This window comes from Dyadobacter pollutisoli (assembly GCF_026625565.1).
Taxonomy (GTDB): Bacteria; Bacteroidota; Bacteroidia; order Cytophagales; family Spirosomataceae; genus Dyadobacter; species Dyadobacter pollutisoli.
On sequence record NZ_CP112998.1, the window covers coordinates 7,326,282 to 7,344,590 of the forward strand.

11 protein-coding genes are annotated in these 18,309 nt (G+C 46.2%); 9 read left to right on the forward strand and 2 right to left on the reverse strand.

The genetic code is table 11. From position 1 onward, the window contains the following. The first annotated feature begins 27 nt into the window (after positions 1–27). The 9 genes from ON006_RS30460 to ON006_RS30500 all read left to right on the forward strand — a co-directional run bounded on the left by ON006_RS30460 (position 28) and on the right by ON006_RS30500 (position 14,581). The gene (locus ON006_RS30460) at positions 28–2,037 is read left to right on the forward strand and encodes an FAD-dependent oxidoreductase (protein ID WP_244822093.1); all 2,010 of its coding nucleotides are present in this window, start codon (positions 28–30) and stop codon (positions 2,035–2,037) included. Between the two features lie 26 nt (positions 2,038–2,063). Next, the gene (locus ON006_RS30465; RefSeq protein WP_244822092.1) at positions 2,064–3,728 is read left to right on the forward strand and encodes an FAD-dependent oxidoreductase; all 1,665 of its coding nucleotides are present in this window, start codon (positions 2,064–2,066) and stop codon (positions 3,726–3,728) included. 140 nt (positions 3,729–3,868) lie between these two features. After that, on the forward strand, positions 3,869–5,131 hold the full coding sequence (locus tag ON006_RS30470; protein WP_244822091.1) for an MFS transporter: 1,263 nt from the start codon (positions 3,869–3,871) through the stop codon (positions 5,129–5,131). Between the two features lie 259 nt (positions 5,132–5,390). After that, complete coding sequence (locus ON006_RS30475; protein ID WP_244822090.1) at positions 5,391–5,912, forward strand: gluconate 2-dehydrogenase subunit 3 family protein; 522 nt, start codon at positions 5,391–5,393, stop codon at positions 5,910–5,912. A gap of 44 nt (positions 5,913–5,956) precedes the next feature. After that, on the forward strand, positions 5,957–7,669 hold the full coding sequence (locus tag ON006_RS30480; RefSeq protein ID WP_244822089.1) for a GMC oxidoreductase: 1,713 nt from the start codon (positions 5,957–5,959) through the stop codon (positions 7,667–7,669). Between the two features lie 167 nt (positions 7,670–7,836). Beyond that, on the forward strand, positions 7,837–8,511 hold the full coding sequence (locus ON006_RS30485) for an RNA polymerase sigma-70 factor (RefSeq protein ID WP_244822088.1): 675 nt from the start codon (positions 7,837–7,839) through the stop codon (positions 8,509–8,511). A gap of 44 nt (positions 8,512–8,555) precedes the next feature. Beyond that, positions 8,556–9,560: a FecR family protein gene (locus ON006_RS30490; RefSeq protein WP_244822087.1), complete on the forward strand. Its 1,005-nt coding sequence runs from the start codon at positions 8,556–8,558 to the stop codon at positions 9,558–9,560. Between the two features lie 20 nt (positions 9,561–9,580). Next, the gene (locus ON006_RS30495; protein WP_244822086.1) at positions 9,581–13,045 is read left to right on the forward strand and encodes a SusC/RagA family TonB-linked outer membrane protein; all 3,465 of its coding nucleotides are present in this window, start codon (positions 9,581–9,583) and stop codon (positions 13,043–13,045) included. A gap of 30 nt (positions 13,046–13,075) precedes the next feature. Continuing rightward, positions 13,076–14,581 carry a RagB/SusD family nutrient uptake outer membrane protein gene (locus tag ON006_RS30500; RefSeq protein ID WP_244822085.1) on the forward strand — a complete coding sequence of 502 codons (1,506 nt, stop codon included), beginning with the start codon at positions 13,076–13,078 and terminating at the stop codon, positions 14,579–14,581. Positions 14,582–14,650: 69 nt separating this feature from the next. Here ON006_RS30500 and xylA read toward each other — a convergent pair whose 3' ends face one another. After that, positions 14,651–15,979, reverse strand: a complete 1,329-nt coding sequence (gene xylA / locus ON006_RS30505) for a xylose isomerase (RefSeq protein ID WP_244822084.1) — start codon at positions 15,977–15,979, stop codon at positions 14,651–14,653. A gap of 201 nt (positions 15,980–16,180) precedes the next feature. After that, positions 16,181–18,298, reverse strand: a complete 2,118-nt coding sequence (locus ON006_RS30510; RefSeq protein ID WP_244822083.1) for a peptidylprolyl isomerase — start codon at positions 18,296–18,298, stop codon at positions 16,181–16,183. Positions 18,299–18,309: the final 11 nt, after the last annotated feature.

Genomic DNA, 18,309 nt, shown 5'->3' on the forward strand with positions numbered 1-18,309 from the left:
CATTTGATCGAATTAAAACAAGAGAATATGAGCAAAATACTAGCACAGGCAGCCTGTTTGATCGCATTTCTTTTATCCGGGTTTCGGCCCGGAACTCCGCCTGCCGACCCAGTGGATATTTGTATTTACGGGGCAACTTCCGCTGGTGTGATCGCTGCCTATACTGCGAAGAAAATGGGTAAGTCCGTGATCCTGATCGAGCCGGGCAATCACCTCGGTGGCATGACTTCGGGCGGCCTCGGCTACACGGATATTGGTAATAAGTATGCGATCACAGGCTTGTCAAGAGACTTTTACCGCAAGATTGGCAAGCATTACGGCAAGTTTGAACAATGGACATTTGAGCCGCACATTGCCAAAAAGTATTTGCAGCAATACCTTGACGAAGCGGGGATCAATGTGGTTTATCATCATAGGATTAAAGGCCTTGTTAAATCGGGCACGGATATCAAATCGATTATAATCGAAAACAGTGTCAAGCCGGAGATGCAAACGAGCCGGGTTGTTTCGGCAAAGGTCTTTATGGATTGTACCTACGAGGGTGATCTGATGGCGAAGGCAAATGTTAAGTATGCCGTCGGCCGTGAAGCCAATGCTGATTACAACGAGACGATCAATGGTGTGCAGTTCATGACAGGACACCAAATCCCGGATGGTATCGATCCTTACCGAACTGAGGGCAAGCCGGAAAGTGGTTTGCTTTGGGGAATATCCAATGGAAAACTGGATGCCACCGGTTCAGGGGATAAGAAAGTTCAGGCTTACAATTACCGTATCTGTTTGTCGTCTGACCCAAACAACATGGTGCCTATTACCAAACCGGAAGGCTACGATCCGGCGCGTTATGAGCTGCTTGCGAGACTCATTAAGGCTCATCCTGAGGAAAAATCGCTCTCCGATTATTTTATATGGAGCAAGATGCCCAACAATAAAACGGACATTAACAATCGGGGTGGGTTTTCAACGGACATGATCGGTATGAACTACGACTATCCGGATGGAACTTATGAAACGCGGGAAAGGATCATTAAAGCGCACGAAAGCTATACGAAAGGATTACTTTACTTTTTCGGCCATGATCCCCGGGTTCCTTCTGAAATCAGTCAGGCCATGTTGAAATGGGGCTATCCCAAAGACGAATACACCGACACCGGTAACTGGTCCCCGCAACTGTATGTGCGTGAAGCGCGGCGAATGATAGGAGATTACATCATGACCCAGGCAAATTGTGAAGGAAAGGAAGTGGTAAAAGACGGAGTAGGAATGGCTGCTTATACCATGGACTCGCACAACATTCAGCGCATTGTGGTGAAGGGAATGGCGAAAAATGAAGGTAATGTTGAAATCGGAGGATTTGGCCCATATCCCATTGCCTACGGTTCGCTTGTTCCCAAAGCCAAGGAATGTACTAATCTGCTGGTACCGGTTTGTCTGTCCGCCACGCACATTGCCTACGGTTCGATCAGAATGGAGCCTGTGTTTATGGTACTCGCGCAGTCGGCAGCGGTTGGAGCGGTAATGGCCATTGATTCAAAAGTGCCGGTTCAGAAAATCAATGTTGCGCAATTGCAGGCGAAGCTGAAAGCTGATCCGCTTGTGAATGGTGCGACGCCTGAGATTTTGGTTGACAATGAAGATACTGGTCACGTTACCGTGAAAGGTGCCTGGTCAACTGTTAAAAAAGGAGGTTATGGTCCCTCATTCCTCTCTACCAAAGAGGATGATACCAACATTGGAACAGTCACTTTTACGCCTGATATTCCGGTTTCCAAAGCGTACAATATCTATGTATATTTTCCAAAAGTTGCCAAACTAGCCCCTGAAATGAAGCTGGCTGTGACTTATGGTAAAGAAGTTAAGAACATTACTGTCAAAGAAAAGGACATTGTCGTGGAAGGTCAGACTTCGGGGGAATGGTACAATCTTGGAAAGTTCAATCTGCCCAAAGGCAGCGGTTCACAGGTTAGTATTTCATCAGATGGTGAGAAAGGGGCTGTGGTTGCCGATGCAATTCTGTTTGTCCCTGATTCAAAATAATTTCTAAATCCTAATATGATTCATTAATGAGAAAATTACTTTTTCTGTTCTCGCTGACGGTATTCATCTGCCAGACTCAGTCAGCCGAGATTTTTGCCCAAAATAATCCCGGCGCCGAAACTTATGAGGCCGACGTCATTGTATACGGCGGTACTTCCGGCGCGGTAACCGCAGCTGTACAGGTGGTAAAGCAGGGCAAGACGGTGATAGTGGTATCGCCGGACAAGCATCTTGGCGGTTTATCGGCAGGAGGACTTGGTTTCACGGACACCGGTAATAAGGCGGTGATCGGCGGGCTGGCCCGTGAATTTTACCACCGCGTGTTCATGCATTACGACACTCCTGACGCCTGGCAATGGCAAAAGAAAGAAGAGTATGGCAATAAAGGGCAAGGTACACCCGCTATGGACGGCACCGATCGGACCATGTGGATTTTCGAACCGCATGTGGCTGAGAAAGTTTTCGAAGACTTTGTCAAAGAAAACAATGTGAAAATTTATCGTGATGAGTGGCTGGACAGGGGCAAAGGTCTTGTTAAGATGAATGGCAGGATCGTTTCTTTCAAAACCCTGAGTGGTAAAACATTCAAAGGTAAAATGTTCATTGACGCTACCTATGAGGGTGACCTGATGGCTGCTGCTGGTGTGAAATATCACGTAGGCAGGGAATCAAACAGCGTGTATAACGAGGAGTGGAATGGAGTTCAGGCCGGGGTTTTTCAGCATGGACATTATTTCAAAAAGGATGTGAGCCCTTACAAAATCGAGGGCGATCCGAAAAGCGGTTTGCTGCCTTATGTTTCAAATGAAAAAATAGCTAAGAATGGTAGCGGTGACCACAAAATCCAGGCATACTGTTTCCGTATGTGCCTTTCGGCAAATCCGGACAACCGCATTCCGTTCGAGAAACCGGCAGGGTACGATCCAGACAAATACGAGCTGCTGGCCAGGGTTTACAACGCTGGCTGGACGGAAACATTTGACAAATACGACCCGATCCCCAACAAAAAAACGGATACCAACAACCACGGGCCATTCAGTACCGATTACATTGGTATGAACTATGATTACCCGGATGCGACCTATGAAAGAAGAAAAGAGATCATCCGCGATCATGAGCTTTATCAGAAAGGGTTGATGTATTTCCTTTCCAATGATCCAAGGGTACCTGCTGATGTGCAGGCGGAGATGAAGAAGTGGGGGCTACCGAAAGATGAGTTTAAAGATAATGGCGGCTGGCCGCATCAGATCTACGTGCGTGAGGCGCGGCGTATGATCGGGCTTGGCGTGATGACTGAAAACGAAACGCTGGGCAAGGCTCCGGTGTCTCAATCTGTTGGAATGGGGTCTTATTCATTGGATGCGCACAATGCTCAGCGATATGTGAAGGAAGATGGTTTTGTGCAAAATGAAGGTGATATTGGTGTACATCCCAAAAAGCCCTACGCCATTTCATATGCTTCCCTGGTTCCTAAAAAAGATGAATGCCAAAATCTATTTGTGCCGGTATGTTTGTCGAGCTCGCACATCGCTTACGGCTCCATTCGAATGGAACCAGTGTTTATGATCCTGGGGCAAAGCGCTGCTTCCGCGGCAGTTCAGGCAATCGATCGTAACGTTTCAGTGCAGGATGTGGACTACGCGAAACTGAAAGAGCAACTTCTGAAAGACAAACAGAAACTGGAATTTTAAGAAACCTGATCCATGTTTGACTAACTATTTGAAGCTAAACACATGAGCGTTAAACACAACTTTCTCTTTAAATTTTAGAAATTAACAAACAAATAGCCGGTCTTATGTCCGGCTATTTGCATAATATTGCACTAATTCCGATGAAACCCATACAAACAGAAATGACGACCCTTTCAGCACCTCGTTCAGATGCTTCCCATCTTTTTAGTGCGCCGGTTATAGTTGCAGCCCTCGGTTATTTTGTCGACATATATGATTTGCTGCTGTTCGGTATCGTACGGCTACCCAGTCTGGCGTCGCTAGGCTTGTCCGAAACGGAAATTTCCCTTACCGGTGCCAGCATTCTCAACTGGCAAATGACTGGTTTGTTACTTGGCGGGATACTTTGGGGTGTTTTGGGGGATAAAAAAGGCAGGCTGTCTGTTTTGTTCGGCTCCATCATTACCTACTCCCTGGCCAACATTGCCTGCGGATTTGTACAGGATGTCAATGTATACAAGGTGTTTCGTTTCATTGCAGGAATCGGCCTTGCTGGCGAGCTAGGAGCAGGTATCACACTCGTTTCCGAAATCCTTCCGAAGCATTTGCGCGCGATTGGCACTTCGCTGGTAGCCGGAATCGGGCTGCTGGGAGCTGTGGTTGCCTATTTTACGGTAGAGTTTTTTGACTGGCGTTATGCCTACTTCATTGGTGGCGGTTTAGGAATTTCGTTGTTGCTGCTGCGCATTGGGGTGTTTGAGTCAGGGATATTTAAAGATCTCAAAAATCAGAAACATGTTGAAAAGGGTAACTTCTTCGCACTCTTTACCAATAAAGACAGACTGTTCAGATATCTGAAATGCATTGGTATCGGTCTGCCTACATGGTTTGTGATAGGCATTCTGGCTACTTTCAGCAACGAGTTCGGTAAGGCGCTGGGCATTGCCGAGGCTGTCAAACCGGGGCTTTCGATCATGTGGTGCTATGTGGGACTTTCAATGGGAGACCTGGCGAGCGGGTTCCTGAGCCACTGGCTGGAATCGAGAAAGAAAGCTGTACTTTATCTGATGCTTTTTACGTTGGTATGGAGTGGTGTTTATTTGTTCGCCGGTATTAAATCTGTCACGCATTTGTACACAGTTGCAGCATTGCTGGGCTTCGGGATAGGTTACTGGGCAATGTTCGTAACCATTGGTGCTGAGCAGTTTGGGACTAATTTGCGAGCTACGGCGGCTACTACTGTTCCGAATATGGTAAGGGGAACTGTTGTGTTAATGACAACATTATTTGCTACTTTTAAAGACTCGTTTTCAGTGATTAATTCGGGGGCATTGGTAGGATTGATCTGTTTCGTGATCGGTATTTTTTGTATCATCACCATACCCGAAACACACGGACGCGATCTGGATTTTCTGGAAGAGTAGAGCCGGAGGCGTCATGAAATGGTCAGGTAGTAGTCATGAGGTGGTCAGGGGTAGTCAGGTATTGTCAGAGGTAGTCATGAAATGGTCATTTGTTGTCACGATATAGTCAGGGCGAGGTATTACGACAAGTGACAATCCATGACTAAAAGAAAAGTGACTATAAATGACAAAAAGTGACAATCATGACCATAAATGACCATTCATGACTCAACAAGTCACTTGACGAAGATTTTATTATTAACATTAAAATACAAAAGAAATGGAGAGACGCGTAGCGCTTAAAAGTATGGCGGTTGCCATGGGCGCAATGGCGGGTTTGCCTGCCTGGGCATCCGGATGGAGCAAAGGAACTTTACCGAAAGGAAGACTTCTTTCCGCTGATCAATCGAAAAACCTGGCGGCTATCGTGGAAGCGATTATTCCTAAAACCGATACGCCGGGAGCAGGAGAGCTGGGGGTAGGTGATTTTGTTCAAAAAATGGTGAAGGATTGCTACGACAGCAAAGCGCAGGCCAGTCTTGCAAGTGGTGTTTCCAATGTGGACGAGCAGAGCATACAGCGTTTTGGGAAATCATTTGTAGATGCAGGCAAAGATCAGAAATTGCAGATTTTGCAGGATATAGATAAAGGTAGCGATGCCAGCCAGAAAGCATTTCTGGGAATGGTGAAAAACCTCACGATCCAGGGCTATATGACCTCGGAATATGTGATGACCAATATCACGCATTATGAAATGATCCCGGGGCGTTATCACGGATGTGTACCGGTTAAAAAAGGATAACGGGCCCATTAGCCCCGTCCTCCTCATTTTATTAAAGATTAACTATGGCGAATTTTAATATAGATAGTAAAAAAGCCCGCACGTATGATGCCATTGTTATTGGCTCAGGAATCAGCGGAGGCTGGTCGGCAAAGGAGCTGACAGAAAAGGGCCTGAAAACCCTGGTACTGGAACGTGGCCGCGATGTGCAGCACATTAAGGATTATCCCACTACCAACATGATGCCGTGGGAGTTTGCGCACCGCGAGCGACTGCCCAAAGAAATTACGGACGCGAACCCGATCGCTAGCAGATGTTATAATTTCAAAGAATCTTCTGCCCATTTTTTTGCAAAAGACAATGAGCATCCATATGTACAGGAAAAGCCTTTCGACTGGATACGTGGGTACCAGGTAGGAGGTAAGTCGCTACTATGGGCGCGTCAGACACAGCGATGGAGCAAGTATGATTTTGAAGGACCGGCACGTGATAAATTTGCCGTGGAATGGCCGATCGGCTACGACGACATTGCTCCCTGGTACAGCCACGTGGAGAAATTCGCGGGTATTACCGGTAATAAAGACGGAATTGATACATTACCAGACGGGGAGTTCCTTGCACCACATGACTTGAACTGCGTTGAAAAATATTTCAAAGAGCAAGTCGGCAAGCAGTACAAAGACCGTCATATTATCATTGGTCGCGCAGCCCACATCACCGATCCGCAGCAGATCCACCTTGATCAGGGTCGTGCGAAATGCCAGCACCGCGTAATATGCGAGCGTGGCTGTCCGTTTGGAGGATATTTCAGCAGTAACTCGTCGACCATTCCCTGGGCGATGAAAACCGGGAACCTGACGATGCGTCCGCACTCGGTTGTGCACTCCATTATTTATGATGACAAGAAACAGAAAGCGACGGGAGTGCGTGTTATTGACGCGAATACGAAGCAAATGATGGAGTTTTATGCAGATATTATTTTTGTAAATGCAGCTGCATTGAATTCAAATCTTGTACTGCTCAATTCGACTTCTTCCCGTTTTCCTAACGGACTAGGAAATGACAGCGGTGTGCTGGGCAAGTATGTGGCGTTCCACAACTACCGCGCGAGCGTATCCGGTGAGTACGAAGGCTTCCTGGACTCTACTACCGACGGTAAGCGCCCGAACAGCGGCTACATCCCAAGGTTCCGCAATGTATATAAACAGGAAACAGACTTCCTGAGAGGCTATGCAGCAGGTTTTGGAGCCAACAGAAATACATATTCCGACCGTAACGGATTGGGAGAATCATTGAAATCGAACCTTCATGAAACCAAATACGGCAACTGGAGTGTAGGCTCACATATGATGGGCGAGACGATTCCAAAGGAAAGTAATTACGTAGCGCTGGACAAAGACTTGAAAGATCCGTTTGGCATTGCTCAGCTCAAAATCTCCGTAGGTTATGATGACAATGACGAGAAAATGATCAAAGACTATGTAGAGCAGGTGAGTGAGATGTTTACCAATGCCGGGTTCAAAAATGTGAAATCGCACGACGGGAATAGAAATCCGGGTAACGACATTCACGAAATGGGCGGTGTACGCATGGGTAAAGACCCGAAAACGTCCATGCTGAACCAATGGAACCAGTTGCACGCCTGCAAAAACGTGTTTGTAACAGACGGAGCGTGCATGACTTCCACTTCTACGCAAAACCCATCCCTCACTTACATGGCGCTTTCGGCCCGGGCTGTGGACTATGCGGTGAAGCAAATGAAGGCGAAGAATTTATAAAATCTGTTTGTTTTTTAGTGAAAGGCTGTCATTTTCAAAATGGTGGCCTTTTTGCTTTTAGAGGCATTAACCCTATATAAATAAAAAAAGTTTTAGTTTTTTTTAATCAAGAGTAAGGGGATTCAAATACAAAAAAGTCTTTTTATTATTACATAAATAAAGACTCAATGCAAGATCCTTTGCTTAACAACGAGACGAAGCGTTCAAATCCATTTGTGTCACCGCTACACGAAGCAAAGGGTGGTGCGAACGAAATTGATTCGGCGATATTTTTAAAGGCGACGTTCGAGCAAAACCCTTCAAAAGGTCTGGAATTGCTGTTCAGGCGCTTTTATAACCCGTTATGCAGTCACGCGGTGCGGTTTGTTTACTCCAAACAAATTGCTGAGGACCTGGTGAGTGAGGTGTTCTTTCAATTTTACCGCACGAGGGCTTACGAAAACATTAACTCTTCCTACACGAGCTACCTGTTCAGGTCGGTGCGTAACGAATGCTATACGTATATGCGTAGAGAGTTCGGGAAAATGGACACGCTTGAGATAACCGACGAGTACACCATATCAACTTACCACCAGCAGCCGGATGCGGAGATTCATTACAATAATCTTTTCCTGAAGGTAAATGAAGTCATTGCCCGGCTACCTACGCAATGCCAGAAGGTCTTTCTGCTTAGCCGGTTTGAAAATAAAAAATACCATGAAATAGCGGATGAGCTGCATATATCGCCCAAAACGGTAGAGGTGCATATATCCAAAGCATTGAAACACCTGCGATCCGCTCTGAACGGCGAATGGATGATCTCCATTAGTCTGACCCTCCTGAGTAGCATCATCGAGATCTGAAAATAGCTAGTAACGGCCTGTGTTGTACCTGGACTAAAACCAAAATGAAAACAATTATATCGAAGTATACTCTTTTTGAGTATTTGGCCGGGCGAGCCAATCCGCTGGAAAGGCAGCAGGTGGAGGACTGGATCATTGAAAAAGAGAATTCTGAAATTTTCCATCAATGGTTAATGGAATACGAAACCAAATGCCCTCAGTTCATCCCTGATCAGGACGTGGCGATTGAATACCTGCTTCGCCGACTGGAAACAGATATGAGTATTGAGCAGCAGCGGCTTGCGGATGAGCCCCCACGTGCTTTGTTCGTGCCGAACCGGAATAGCCGCTTCTGGCTGATTGCCGCCTCCGTAACATTGCTGGTGAGCTGCGGCTGGTGGTTTCGTGAAGCGATCCAGTACAAATCCTACCAGACGGCTTACGGCCAAACAACGAACGTATACCTGGAAGACGGAAGTAAGGTAGCGCTGAACTCTAATTCAAAATTGAAAATGCCCCGCCTGGGCTTTGATCATGATGTAAGAGAAGTAATACTGGAAGGAGAGGCAGAGTTTTCGGTGAGCCATACGATTGATAATAAGCGATTTGTCGTAAAAACATCGGATCAGTTCCAGGTGGAGGTGCTAGGAACAACTTTCTCAGTCTTTGCCCGGCCGAGAGGCACGAAAGTCGCGCTGAAATGTGGCAGTGTAAGGATCGATTATTCTCAAAATAACGAACGGAAAGAGGTAATGATGGAACCCGGTGACCTGGCATTCCTGGACCAGAGCGGAGCTGTGCAGCTTGCAAAGAAACAAGACACCAAGACGTTTGCAGCCTGGACAGAACAGCGATACGTTTTTAATGCTACGGCTGTAAAAGACATCCTTGCGATGATCGAAGAGAACTTTGGCCAGAAGGTGGTGCTATCGGATTCCAATATAGCCAACCGCACCATTACGGGTAATTTCAAAACCAAGAATGCTGACGAACTTTTGAAAACCATATCAGAAGTGCTTGATATGAAAATTGAGCAAAACGGTAATACCACTCTTTTAATGAATAACTAATATCCATAAAACACTTTACTATGAATCTAACGCTATCCGCTAAGCAATGGGTGGGAATAGGGCTTGTGCTCATGACGCAATGTCCGCAAGTTGCCCGCTCACAGGTTATTGCCTTCGCATCTATGCCGCCTAACCAGCATAGTACTGTCAGACAGGAAATGAAGCTCAAAAATGTGCTGCTTGATCTTCAGAAGCACTATGGTGTAGAGATCGTTTTTGAGGACCGTTTGGTGGGTTCAATGAATGTGACGGCAGGCGTGCTGGATCTGACACAGCCCATTGAAAAGAATCTGGATATTGTATTGGGACGTAATGGTCTGAAATATAAAAAGACACGGAAAAATACATTCGTAGTCACAGAAGATAAAGTAAAGGAAGTAGCTCCGATCAAAGAGGAAAAGAAAGAATCGGCCGCACTGTCGGACCAGATACTGAACACTGAAAGCCCGGCTGCACAGATCAGTACCCAGCAATTGGTCGATCGGAGTGTCAAAGGTAAAGTCTCGGATGAGTCGGGTGCCGGTTTACCCGGAGTAAGCGTGGTACTGAAAGGTACGCAGCGCGGGACGTCTTCCGGTGCAAACGGCGAGTTTACACTGGATATCCCCGATGGCAGCCAGAGTGTGCTTGTTTTTAGTTTTGTAGGTTACAAATCACAGGAAGTGAACGTTGGCAGCCAATCCGACATTAAAGTAAGCATGGCACCGGATGAGAATTCACTGGATGAAATTGTAGTCGTTGGTTATGGTAGCGTAAGAAAATCGGATTTGACCGGAGCTGTTGGTACGATTAAAGGAGATGTTTTGCAGGAAAGACCGGCGTCGTCGCTGAACCAGGGACTTTCGGGTCGCATTGCCGGTGTGAACGTGTCTTCCAACTCGGGCCGTCCGGGCGGTAGGGCCAATATCCGGATTCGTGGAGCGAGCTCGATCAGTGTTTCCAATAACCCATTGTATGTCATCGACGGAGTGATCCTGAATGCAGTCGACCTTGCGAACGGAAGTACCCCCATTGATTATTTAAACCCTAATGATATTGCCTCCATTGAGGTACTTAAAGATGCGTCTTCCACGGCGATCTACGGTGCGAGGGGTGCGAACGGCGTTATTTTGGTGACTACCAAACGCGGTACTTCAAGCGGCGGCCGGGTTACTTACGACACCGACTACAGCATAGGTATAGCTCCCAAAAAGCTGCCTGTACTTAATTCGAAGGAATTCCTGGCTGTGGAAGAGACCATTTATGCCAATGCTGCGAAATACGATCCCGTGGGCTGGGCAACGGGAACAAAGTACACGGATCCCAAGAAGAAACGTACGAACCCATTGCTGTTCGATTCAAGTGGAAACCCGCTGTATGATACCGACTGGCAGGAGGAGACATTTCGAAAGGCTTTTTCACAAAATCACCAGCTAGGATTAACGGGTGGTAGCGAAAAAGGCAGCTATGGCGCTTTCCTGAACTATCGTAATGAAAATGGGATCGTGAAGGATTCGTGGCAGAAAAGATTTGCCGGTCGTTTCGTATTTGACAGCCAAATCAAAAGCTGGCTGAAAGTGGGCGGCACGCTGGGTTATACAGACCAAAACGAAAAGCAGATCGATCAGCTTGGCGGCGGCGGTATTACGGCCATGCGTCAGGTTCTGGAAGCTTTACCTATCATTCCGGTGAAATATCCTGACGGGAAATGGGCAAGTAACAGAGATTATCCGGGGATGGAAGGTGGCGACAGCCCACTCAGGGTCGTTGCAGAAAGATTGTCCTACCTCAGAACGCAAACAATGCTAGGTAATATTTATGCGACAATCCGCCTGGCCGATGGTCTTGATTTCAAATCCACGGTGGGAACTAACGTGATCAACCAGCGGGAGGACTATTTTGCCGCAGCAGGTCTGCAATATATTTCCAATAATGGTGACGCATCGATTACGAGCAGAAGGTTCAACTCATGGCAATTTGAAAATTACCTGACCTATTTCAAGGATTTTGGTAAAATACATTCCGTCAATGCCATGTTGGGGTTGTCGTGGCAGCATGTTGACCGTTTCGATAACCTTGCCAGAAGCCAGAATTTTACAGATACTTATTTTCAATTCAATAACCTTGGTGCCGGAGCGACTGCGCTTGCGCCTTCGTCAAGTGCTTCTGCCTACGGACTCAATTCGTACTTTGCTAGGGTTAACTATGGCCTAATGGACAAGTACCTGGTGACTTTCACCGGCCGGATCGATGGTTCATCCAAATTCGGAGATGCCAACCGTTACGCATTCTTCCCGTCGGCGGCTGTTGCATGGAGAGTTAGCGAAGAAGAATTCCTGAAAGGTGTTCCGGCCATTTCCAACCTGAAACTGCGTGCAAGCTACGGTGCAACTGGTAACTCTGAAATCCCTGCTTACCGAGCTTTGGCGGGTATGGCCAGTTATGACGTGATTTTTGGTGGCGCACGTAACATTGGAACAGGGGTCGGCAGAATGTCAAACTCTAACCTTCAATGGGAGAAAACACAGCAGGTTGACTTCGGTGTCGAATTGGGTTTGTTTTCAAACAGACTTAGCTTCGAACTCGATTTGTACAGAAGAAAAGTGAACGAAATGTTGCTGGATGCGCCGCTTCCATTGAGCAGCGGCTATGCGAGCATCTTCACCAATGTTGGAAGTATGGAAAACAAAGGCGTGGAATTTGCTGTGAATTCTATGAACATTAAGGCAGGCGACTTCTCATGGAGCACCACCTTCAATATTTCGGTAAATAAAAACAAAGTGCTTGCATTGTCAGGCGGTAGCGATATTTACTCGGGTGCTACGGTAATCAGGGTAGGAGAGCCGGTTGGATCCTTCTTTGGCCGGGTACATGAGGGAATATGGTCAACTGCGGAAGCGGAGCAGGCGAAAAAATACAACATGCTTCCCGGTGATGTCAAATATAAGGACCTTAACAACGACGGAGCCATTAATGACAATGACAGGACCATTATCGGTAAAGGTATTCCCGACGGCTTTGGAACATTCCTGAACACATTCCAGTATAAAGCCTGGTCGCTGACGGTGGATCTGCAATATATGTACGGAAACGATGTGATCGACAGAAGTATCCACTCTGCGGAAGACAGGCAGGGTATCGCAAACAGTTACAAAACTGTATTGAACGCCTGGACAGAAACCAACCAGAATACAACAGTAGCGCAGATACGTCCGATCAATGCATACTATACGACCAATAACGATAGTCACAAAGTGACCGACGCCTCATTCATTCGTGGCAGGAACCTGCTGCTGGCCTATTCTTTCCCTTCTACGCTAGTTTCGAAGTTGAAATTAGACAGGCTGAGAGTTTATGGATCCATTCAGAACTTCTTTGTAGCGACCAAGTATAAAGGCTATGATCCGGAAGTATCGAACTCGGGATCACCGTTTGACCAGGGTTTTGGTCTGTATGATTATCCCAAGCCAAGGGTATTTATGCTGGGTTTAAACATCGGTTTATAAAATCTACTACTGACTCTTACTTGAAGTAAAATGAATAAATTATCAAAAAGAATCGGCCTGCTCACCACCGTTTTGAGCATATTCTGGGCGACAGGATGTAGCGACTTCCTGGACGAATCAGATCCAAGTAATTTCACGGTTGAAAACTATTTCACACAACCGGCCCACGCGAGAAGTTCAGTCAATGCGATATATGCGCCTATGCGTGATCCAATGAATAGTGGCTTTGGTGGTGGCGCCTGGATGATGACAGAGTTCGCTACCGGTCTTGCTGCCACCGATCTCGGTCAGGCTGTTAACAGCTATTTTATCAAGGACCTGAGAAATACCTCGGACAATGGATACGGACAGACTTACTGGACTTCCTATTACAGAGGGATTGCAAATGCCAACCTTTCGATTGCAAAGGTACCCACAGTGCCCGGACTGGATGCCGCCGAAGGCAAGAAGTTGCTCGGCGAAGCTTACTTTCTGAGAGCATGGTACTATTTCAACCTGGTTCGGATGTTTGGTAACATTCCATTGGTTACCGAGCCTATCAGTTTGGAATCGGAACAATTGAAACCGTCGGCTGCAACACCGGAGGAAGTTTACAATCTGATCGTATCAGATTTAAAGACGGCTGAGGCGTCTGGCCTGCCATGGACAGATAATACTGGCAAAGTGAATATGGGTGCAGTTAAGTCCTTGCTTTCTCAGGTTTACCTCACAATGGCTGGATACCCGTTGCAAAAAGGTGCGTCACATTATGATCTTGCAGCTAAGAAAGCAGAAGAAGTTATTGATTCGAAACAGTTCAAATTGTTCGCGTCGTACAACGATTTTCACGACCCGTCGAAGAAAAATATCGACGAGAACATCTTCATGATCCAATTCAGAACGCAGATTCTCCCTTCTAACTGGCAGGTATCGATTATTCCTTATAACAAGAATATCTCACAGTATTCTGATGAAACGGGAGGAATCTATTCTACGGGGGACTTTGCGAAGTCTTACGATCCGGCTGACTTACGTATCAAGGAGAAGCAATTCTTCTTTACGAAATTTACTAATGAGTCAAACCGTAATCTGGAAGTGGATTTGGGTGGATATTTTATCTACAAGCATTTCGACCAGACGGCACAGACCAGCTCCGCAAATAGCGATTTGAACTGGCCGGTGATCAGGTATGCTGATGTTTTGCTGACTTATGCAGAGGCTGCCAACGAAGCTGGAGGACCATCGGCCAAAGTGCTGGAAGCGGTCAATGCGATCAGAACGAGGGCTCAGTTGCCTGCACTTGCAGGTCTTGCGAAAGACAAGTTACGTGAGGCAATCTGGCGTGAGCGCTGGTACGAACTATGCTTTGAGAACATTACCTGGTTTGACATGGTGAGGTTGCGCAAAGCCTTCAATGTTAAAACAAAGGAGTTTGAAAATTACGTTGGTCACAAATTCTCATACGGCCCGACATTGACGGAAAGAGAACTTGTTTTCCCGATCCCAACACCTGAAATCAGGAACAATACGAATCTGAGACAGAATAATGGTTATTGAAATGCCCAGCCTGTTAAGCAAGAAAAGCCGCCTATTGGGCGGCTTTTCTTGCTTATATAATCCAATTGATCAAATAAAACGGTTGATCAGATTTTCCAGATATTCTTGTCTGCCGGAAGTAGTTGCCGGTTCGCCTTTGCTTGCTGCCAGGTCGAACAGGTCTTCCAGTTTCAATGCACCTTTTTCGAATTCGGCACCTTTGCCGGCGTCAAAGCTTGCATAGCGGTTACTGCGGATCTTATCGTACTCACCGTTTTGAATGATCTTATCAGCTACCAGTAATGCTCTTGCTACTGTGTCGATACCACCAATGTGTGCGTGGAAAACATCTTCCACATCGGTAGAGTTACGGCGACGTTTTGCATCAAAGTTGATACCGCCACCTTTCAGGCCACCTGCTTTCAGGATCACCAAAAGTGCTTTGGTCCATTCAGCGATATCGTTCGGGAACTGGTCGGTATCCCATCCGTTCTGGTAATCACCGCGGTTAGCGTCGATAGAACCCAGTATGCCGGCATCAGCAGCCACTTGTAGTTCATGCTCAAATGTGTGACCAGCCAATGTAGCGTGGTTAACTTCAAGGTTCAATGCGAAATCCTCCAATAAATCGTGCTGACGAAGGAAACCGATAACGGTTGCTGCATCGTAGTCATACTGGTGCTTGGTAGGCTCACAAGGCTTAGGTTCAATGAAGAACTTACCTTTGAATCCATTCGCACGGGCATAAGCCACAGAAAGTTTAAGCATTTGAGCAAAGTGCTCCTGCTCGCGCTTCATGTCGGTATTCAGCAATGTCATATATCCTTCGCGACCACCCCAGAACACGTAGTTTTCGCCACCCAATGCGATCGTAGCATCAAGGGCCATTTTTACTTGCGCACCTGCATGGGTAACCACATCAAAGTCAGGATTTGTAGAAGCACCGTTCATATAGCGATGATGGCTAAACAAATTGGCAGTTCCCCAAAGCAATTTCACTCCGGAAGCCTTTTGTTTCTCACCCAGGTAAGCGGTCAATGCCTGTAAACGCTTTTCGTTGGTGCGTACATCGTCCGCATAGTCAACCACATCCACATCGTGGAAGCAATAGTAGGGCGCGCCCAATTTTGTGATCAATTCAAATGCAGCATCAGCTTTGTCTTTTGCACGGTCAACAGCGTCTGGCTTTTTGTCCCATGGGTAAAAGAGTGTAGGACCTCCGAAAGGATCAAGCCCCGCTCCGCAGAAAGTGTGCCAGTATGCGATGGCAAAACGAAGGTGCTCCTTCATGCTTTTGCCTGCTACGATGCGGTTTTCATCATAAAACCGGTAAGCTAGGGGATTATCCGTTTCAGGGCCTTCAAAACCAATTTTCCCGATTCCTTTAAAGTACTCCTGTTCTCCGAGTAAAATGCTCATTGTGTTTTAGTTAATCGTTCTGTAATTTTTCAAAGAAATTCCGCGCTTATTCTTTCAAAATGCCGTCTACTTATTATTAAGTGTATTATTGACATTTTATACTGCAATACTATTACTTTTTTTTGAAAATATTGCAGTGAAAATAAAAAGAGGAGCAGAAATCAATTCTGCTCCTCTTTTTCAAATATTTTTTACGCCTGATCAGAAGAATTTGGCGCGGCGGTCTTCAATTTTAGCATTCTCACGAATAGCTTCATTTACCAGATACGACATGCGGCTTTCCAGTGATTGGGTCAGCTGTGTTTTGTATTGGGTAAAGTCAGCAATTTTAGGGGCGTCAGTTTTGTTGATCTGTTCCATGATGAAAACACCATTCTCGCCGGTAAACACATCTGACTTCTGCCCAGCTTTCAAGCCAAATCCTTTTCCTAATGCGATCGGGTCGAAACCAGCGCTTGTAAGGAAGCCGGTTGCCAGTGAAATGTCAGTAGCAGATTCAACCAATGCACCTGCACCGTATTTCTTAGCAATGCTTTCCAGGTCTCCGGTAGCACCTTTCAACTTGGCAGTAATTTGCTCAGACTTGATCTGATTACGAACCTTCGTAGTCAACTCGTCGCGGAAATCGTCCACTTTCACATCTTTCGCGTCTGATTTGCCAACCAGCACGGCCACGATATATTGTTCTTCAGTTTCGAAAACCTGAGAAACCGAATTGATTTTTGAATCATCTTTGAAAGCCCATCTTACGATGTCACGGCCATTCTGGATTGCATTAATGTTCGTTGCTGACTCAGGGATTCGGTTTGCAGTTGCTACAACCAATGCTTTGTTTTTCTTAACTGCTTCGTCGAACTGTTCTTTTGTTTTTACAGCATTGGCAAATTCGTCTGCCTTTCTGTAAGCTTCGTCGCGGGTCGCCTGGCTTGGGGCGATGGTTTTTCCGATCGCAGCGATGCGGTATAATGTATTGGATTTCGGATCGGTTACTTTAATGATGTGGAAGCCGAATTGACTTTCTACCAATCTTGGGATAAGGCCAGGAGCAGTTGCCGAGAAAACAGCCTCTTCAAATGGCTTAACCATGGTACCGTTGTTCTGGAAATAGCCAACATCACCACCACGTTGAGCAGATCCCTGGTCTGTGCTGGAAGTAGCTGCTAATGCTTCGAAATTGGCGCCGGCGCGGATCTGAGCGAGAATTCCTTCTGCTTTGATGCGTGCAGCGGCTTTTGCTGAGTCAGACTGGTTTTCAAAGCCGATCAAAATGTGGCTGGCCTTAGCAGAAGACACAGTATCTACTTTGGTACCACCATATTTGTAAATGAAATAAGTGTTGCCTTCACGGTATGGGCCATATACGCCACCTGGAACGAATGTTTTTACCGCTTCTTTCAATTGGTCAGTCATAGTTGCGTATGACATATTGATAGGCAATGGAATGTCAGAATTTGTGCTGGCGAAAACAGAATCGTTAGTAGCTGTTGCAAGACCACGGGCCAATTCTTTGATCTGGGTGTACAATGCCGCGCTATCGTCTTTTGCAGGTTGGATCGGAAATGTAACGTATTCGATAGAACGGGTATCAGTTCCTTTATACTCTTTGCGGTGCGCGCTAAGGTAATCTTCAAGCTGTGAATCTGTTACCTTGATAGTCGTATCAACCACAGAAAAATAAGGTACATATAGATAACGCAAAGTGGCTTTGGAAGTTTGCGCTACATATTCTTTCTCAGCCTGAGCTTTCGGAGTGTAGGTGGAAAGCTTCAGAAGGTTTTCATATTTGGCACGGGTGCGTTCTTCACGCAGGCTTTTCTCAAAGTTCTCCCATGATTTTTGTTGCTCAACAGGTAATGTTTTGAGGTTTTTCAGATAGTTGATTACGGCTGTTTTATCAAAACGTCCGGTTGTAGGATCTGAAAAAGCCTGAAGAATCGAAGGGCTGATGTGATTTCCCTGAACCATGTCAACCAGTTCCTGATCTGTAACTGTAAGTCCAAGATCATCAAACTGCTTTTTGTAGGCTATATCAACCACAAACTGGTTCCAGGCCTGGTCTCTCAGAGAGGCAAGCTCGTTCTCATTCAGGCTGCGGCCCGACTGTGCTTCATAATTCTGACGAAAGCCATCCACTCGGCTTTGAAAATCCTTGATATTAATTTCTTTTCCGGCAATTTCTCCCACTACCTGGTTATTGCCGCCTCCGAGAATCGAATTAGGGCCTAAAAGGTCGCCACCGACCATAAAAAGAATTAAACTGATAGCAATCACCGTCACAGCGATCCCTGATTTTTCTCTGATTTTGTTAATTAAAGCCATTTTCTCGATTC

Coding starts and splice junctions, on each gene's coding strand:
- ON006_RS30460 (WP_244822093.1), top strand. CDS start 28: ATGAGCAAAATACTAGCACAGGCAGCCTGTTTGATCGCATTTCTTTTA.
- ON006_RS30465 (WP_244822092.1), top strand. CDS start 2,064: ATGAGAAAATTACTTTTTCTGTTCTCGCTGACGGTATTCATCTGCCAG.
- ON006_RS30470 (WP_244822091.1), top strand. CDS start 3,869: ATGAAACCCATACAAACAGAAATGACGACCCTTTCAGCACCTCGTTCA.
- ON006_RS30475 (WP_244822090.1), top strand. CDS start 5,391: ATGGAGAGACGCGTAGCGCTTAAAAGTATGGCGGTTGCCATGGGCGCA.
- ON006_RS30480 (WP_244822089.1), top strand. CDS start 5,957: ATGGCGAATTTTAATATAGATAGTAAAAAAGCCCGCACGTATGATGCC.
- ON006_RS30485 (WP_244822088.1), top strand. CDS start 7,837: ATGCAAGATCCTTTGCTTAACAACGAGACGAAGCGTTCAAATCCATTT.
- ON006_RS30490 (WP_244822087.1), top strand. CDS start 8,556: ATGAAAACAATTATATCGAAGTATACTCTTTTTGAGTATTTGGCCGGG.
- ON006_RS30495 (WP_244822086.1), top strand. CDS start 9,581: ATGAATCTAACGCTATCCGCTAAGCAATGGGTGGGAATAGGGCTTGTG.
- ON006_RS30500 (WP_244822085.1), top strand. CDS start 13,076: ATGAATAAATTATCAAAAAGAATCGGCCTGCTCACCACCGTTTTGAGC.
- xylA (WP_244822084.1), bottom strand. CDS start 15,979: ATGAGCATTTTACTCGGAGAACAGGAGTACTTTAAAGGAATCGGGAAA.
- ON006_RS30510 (WP_244822083.1), bottom strand. CDS start 18,298: ATGGCTTTAATTAACAAAATCAGAGAAAAATCAGGGATCGCTGTGACG.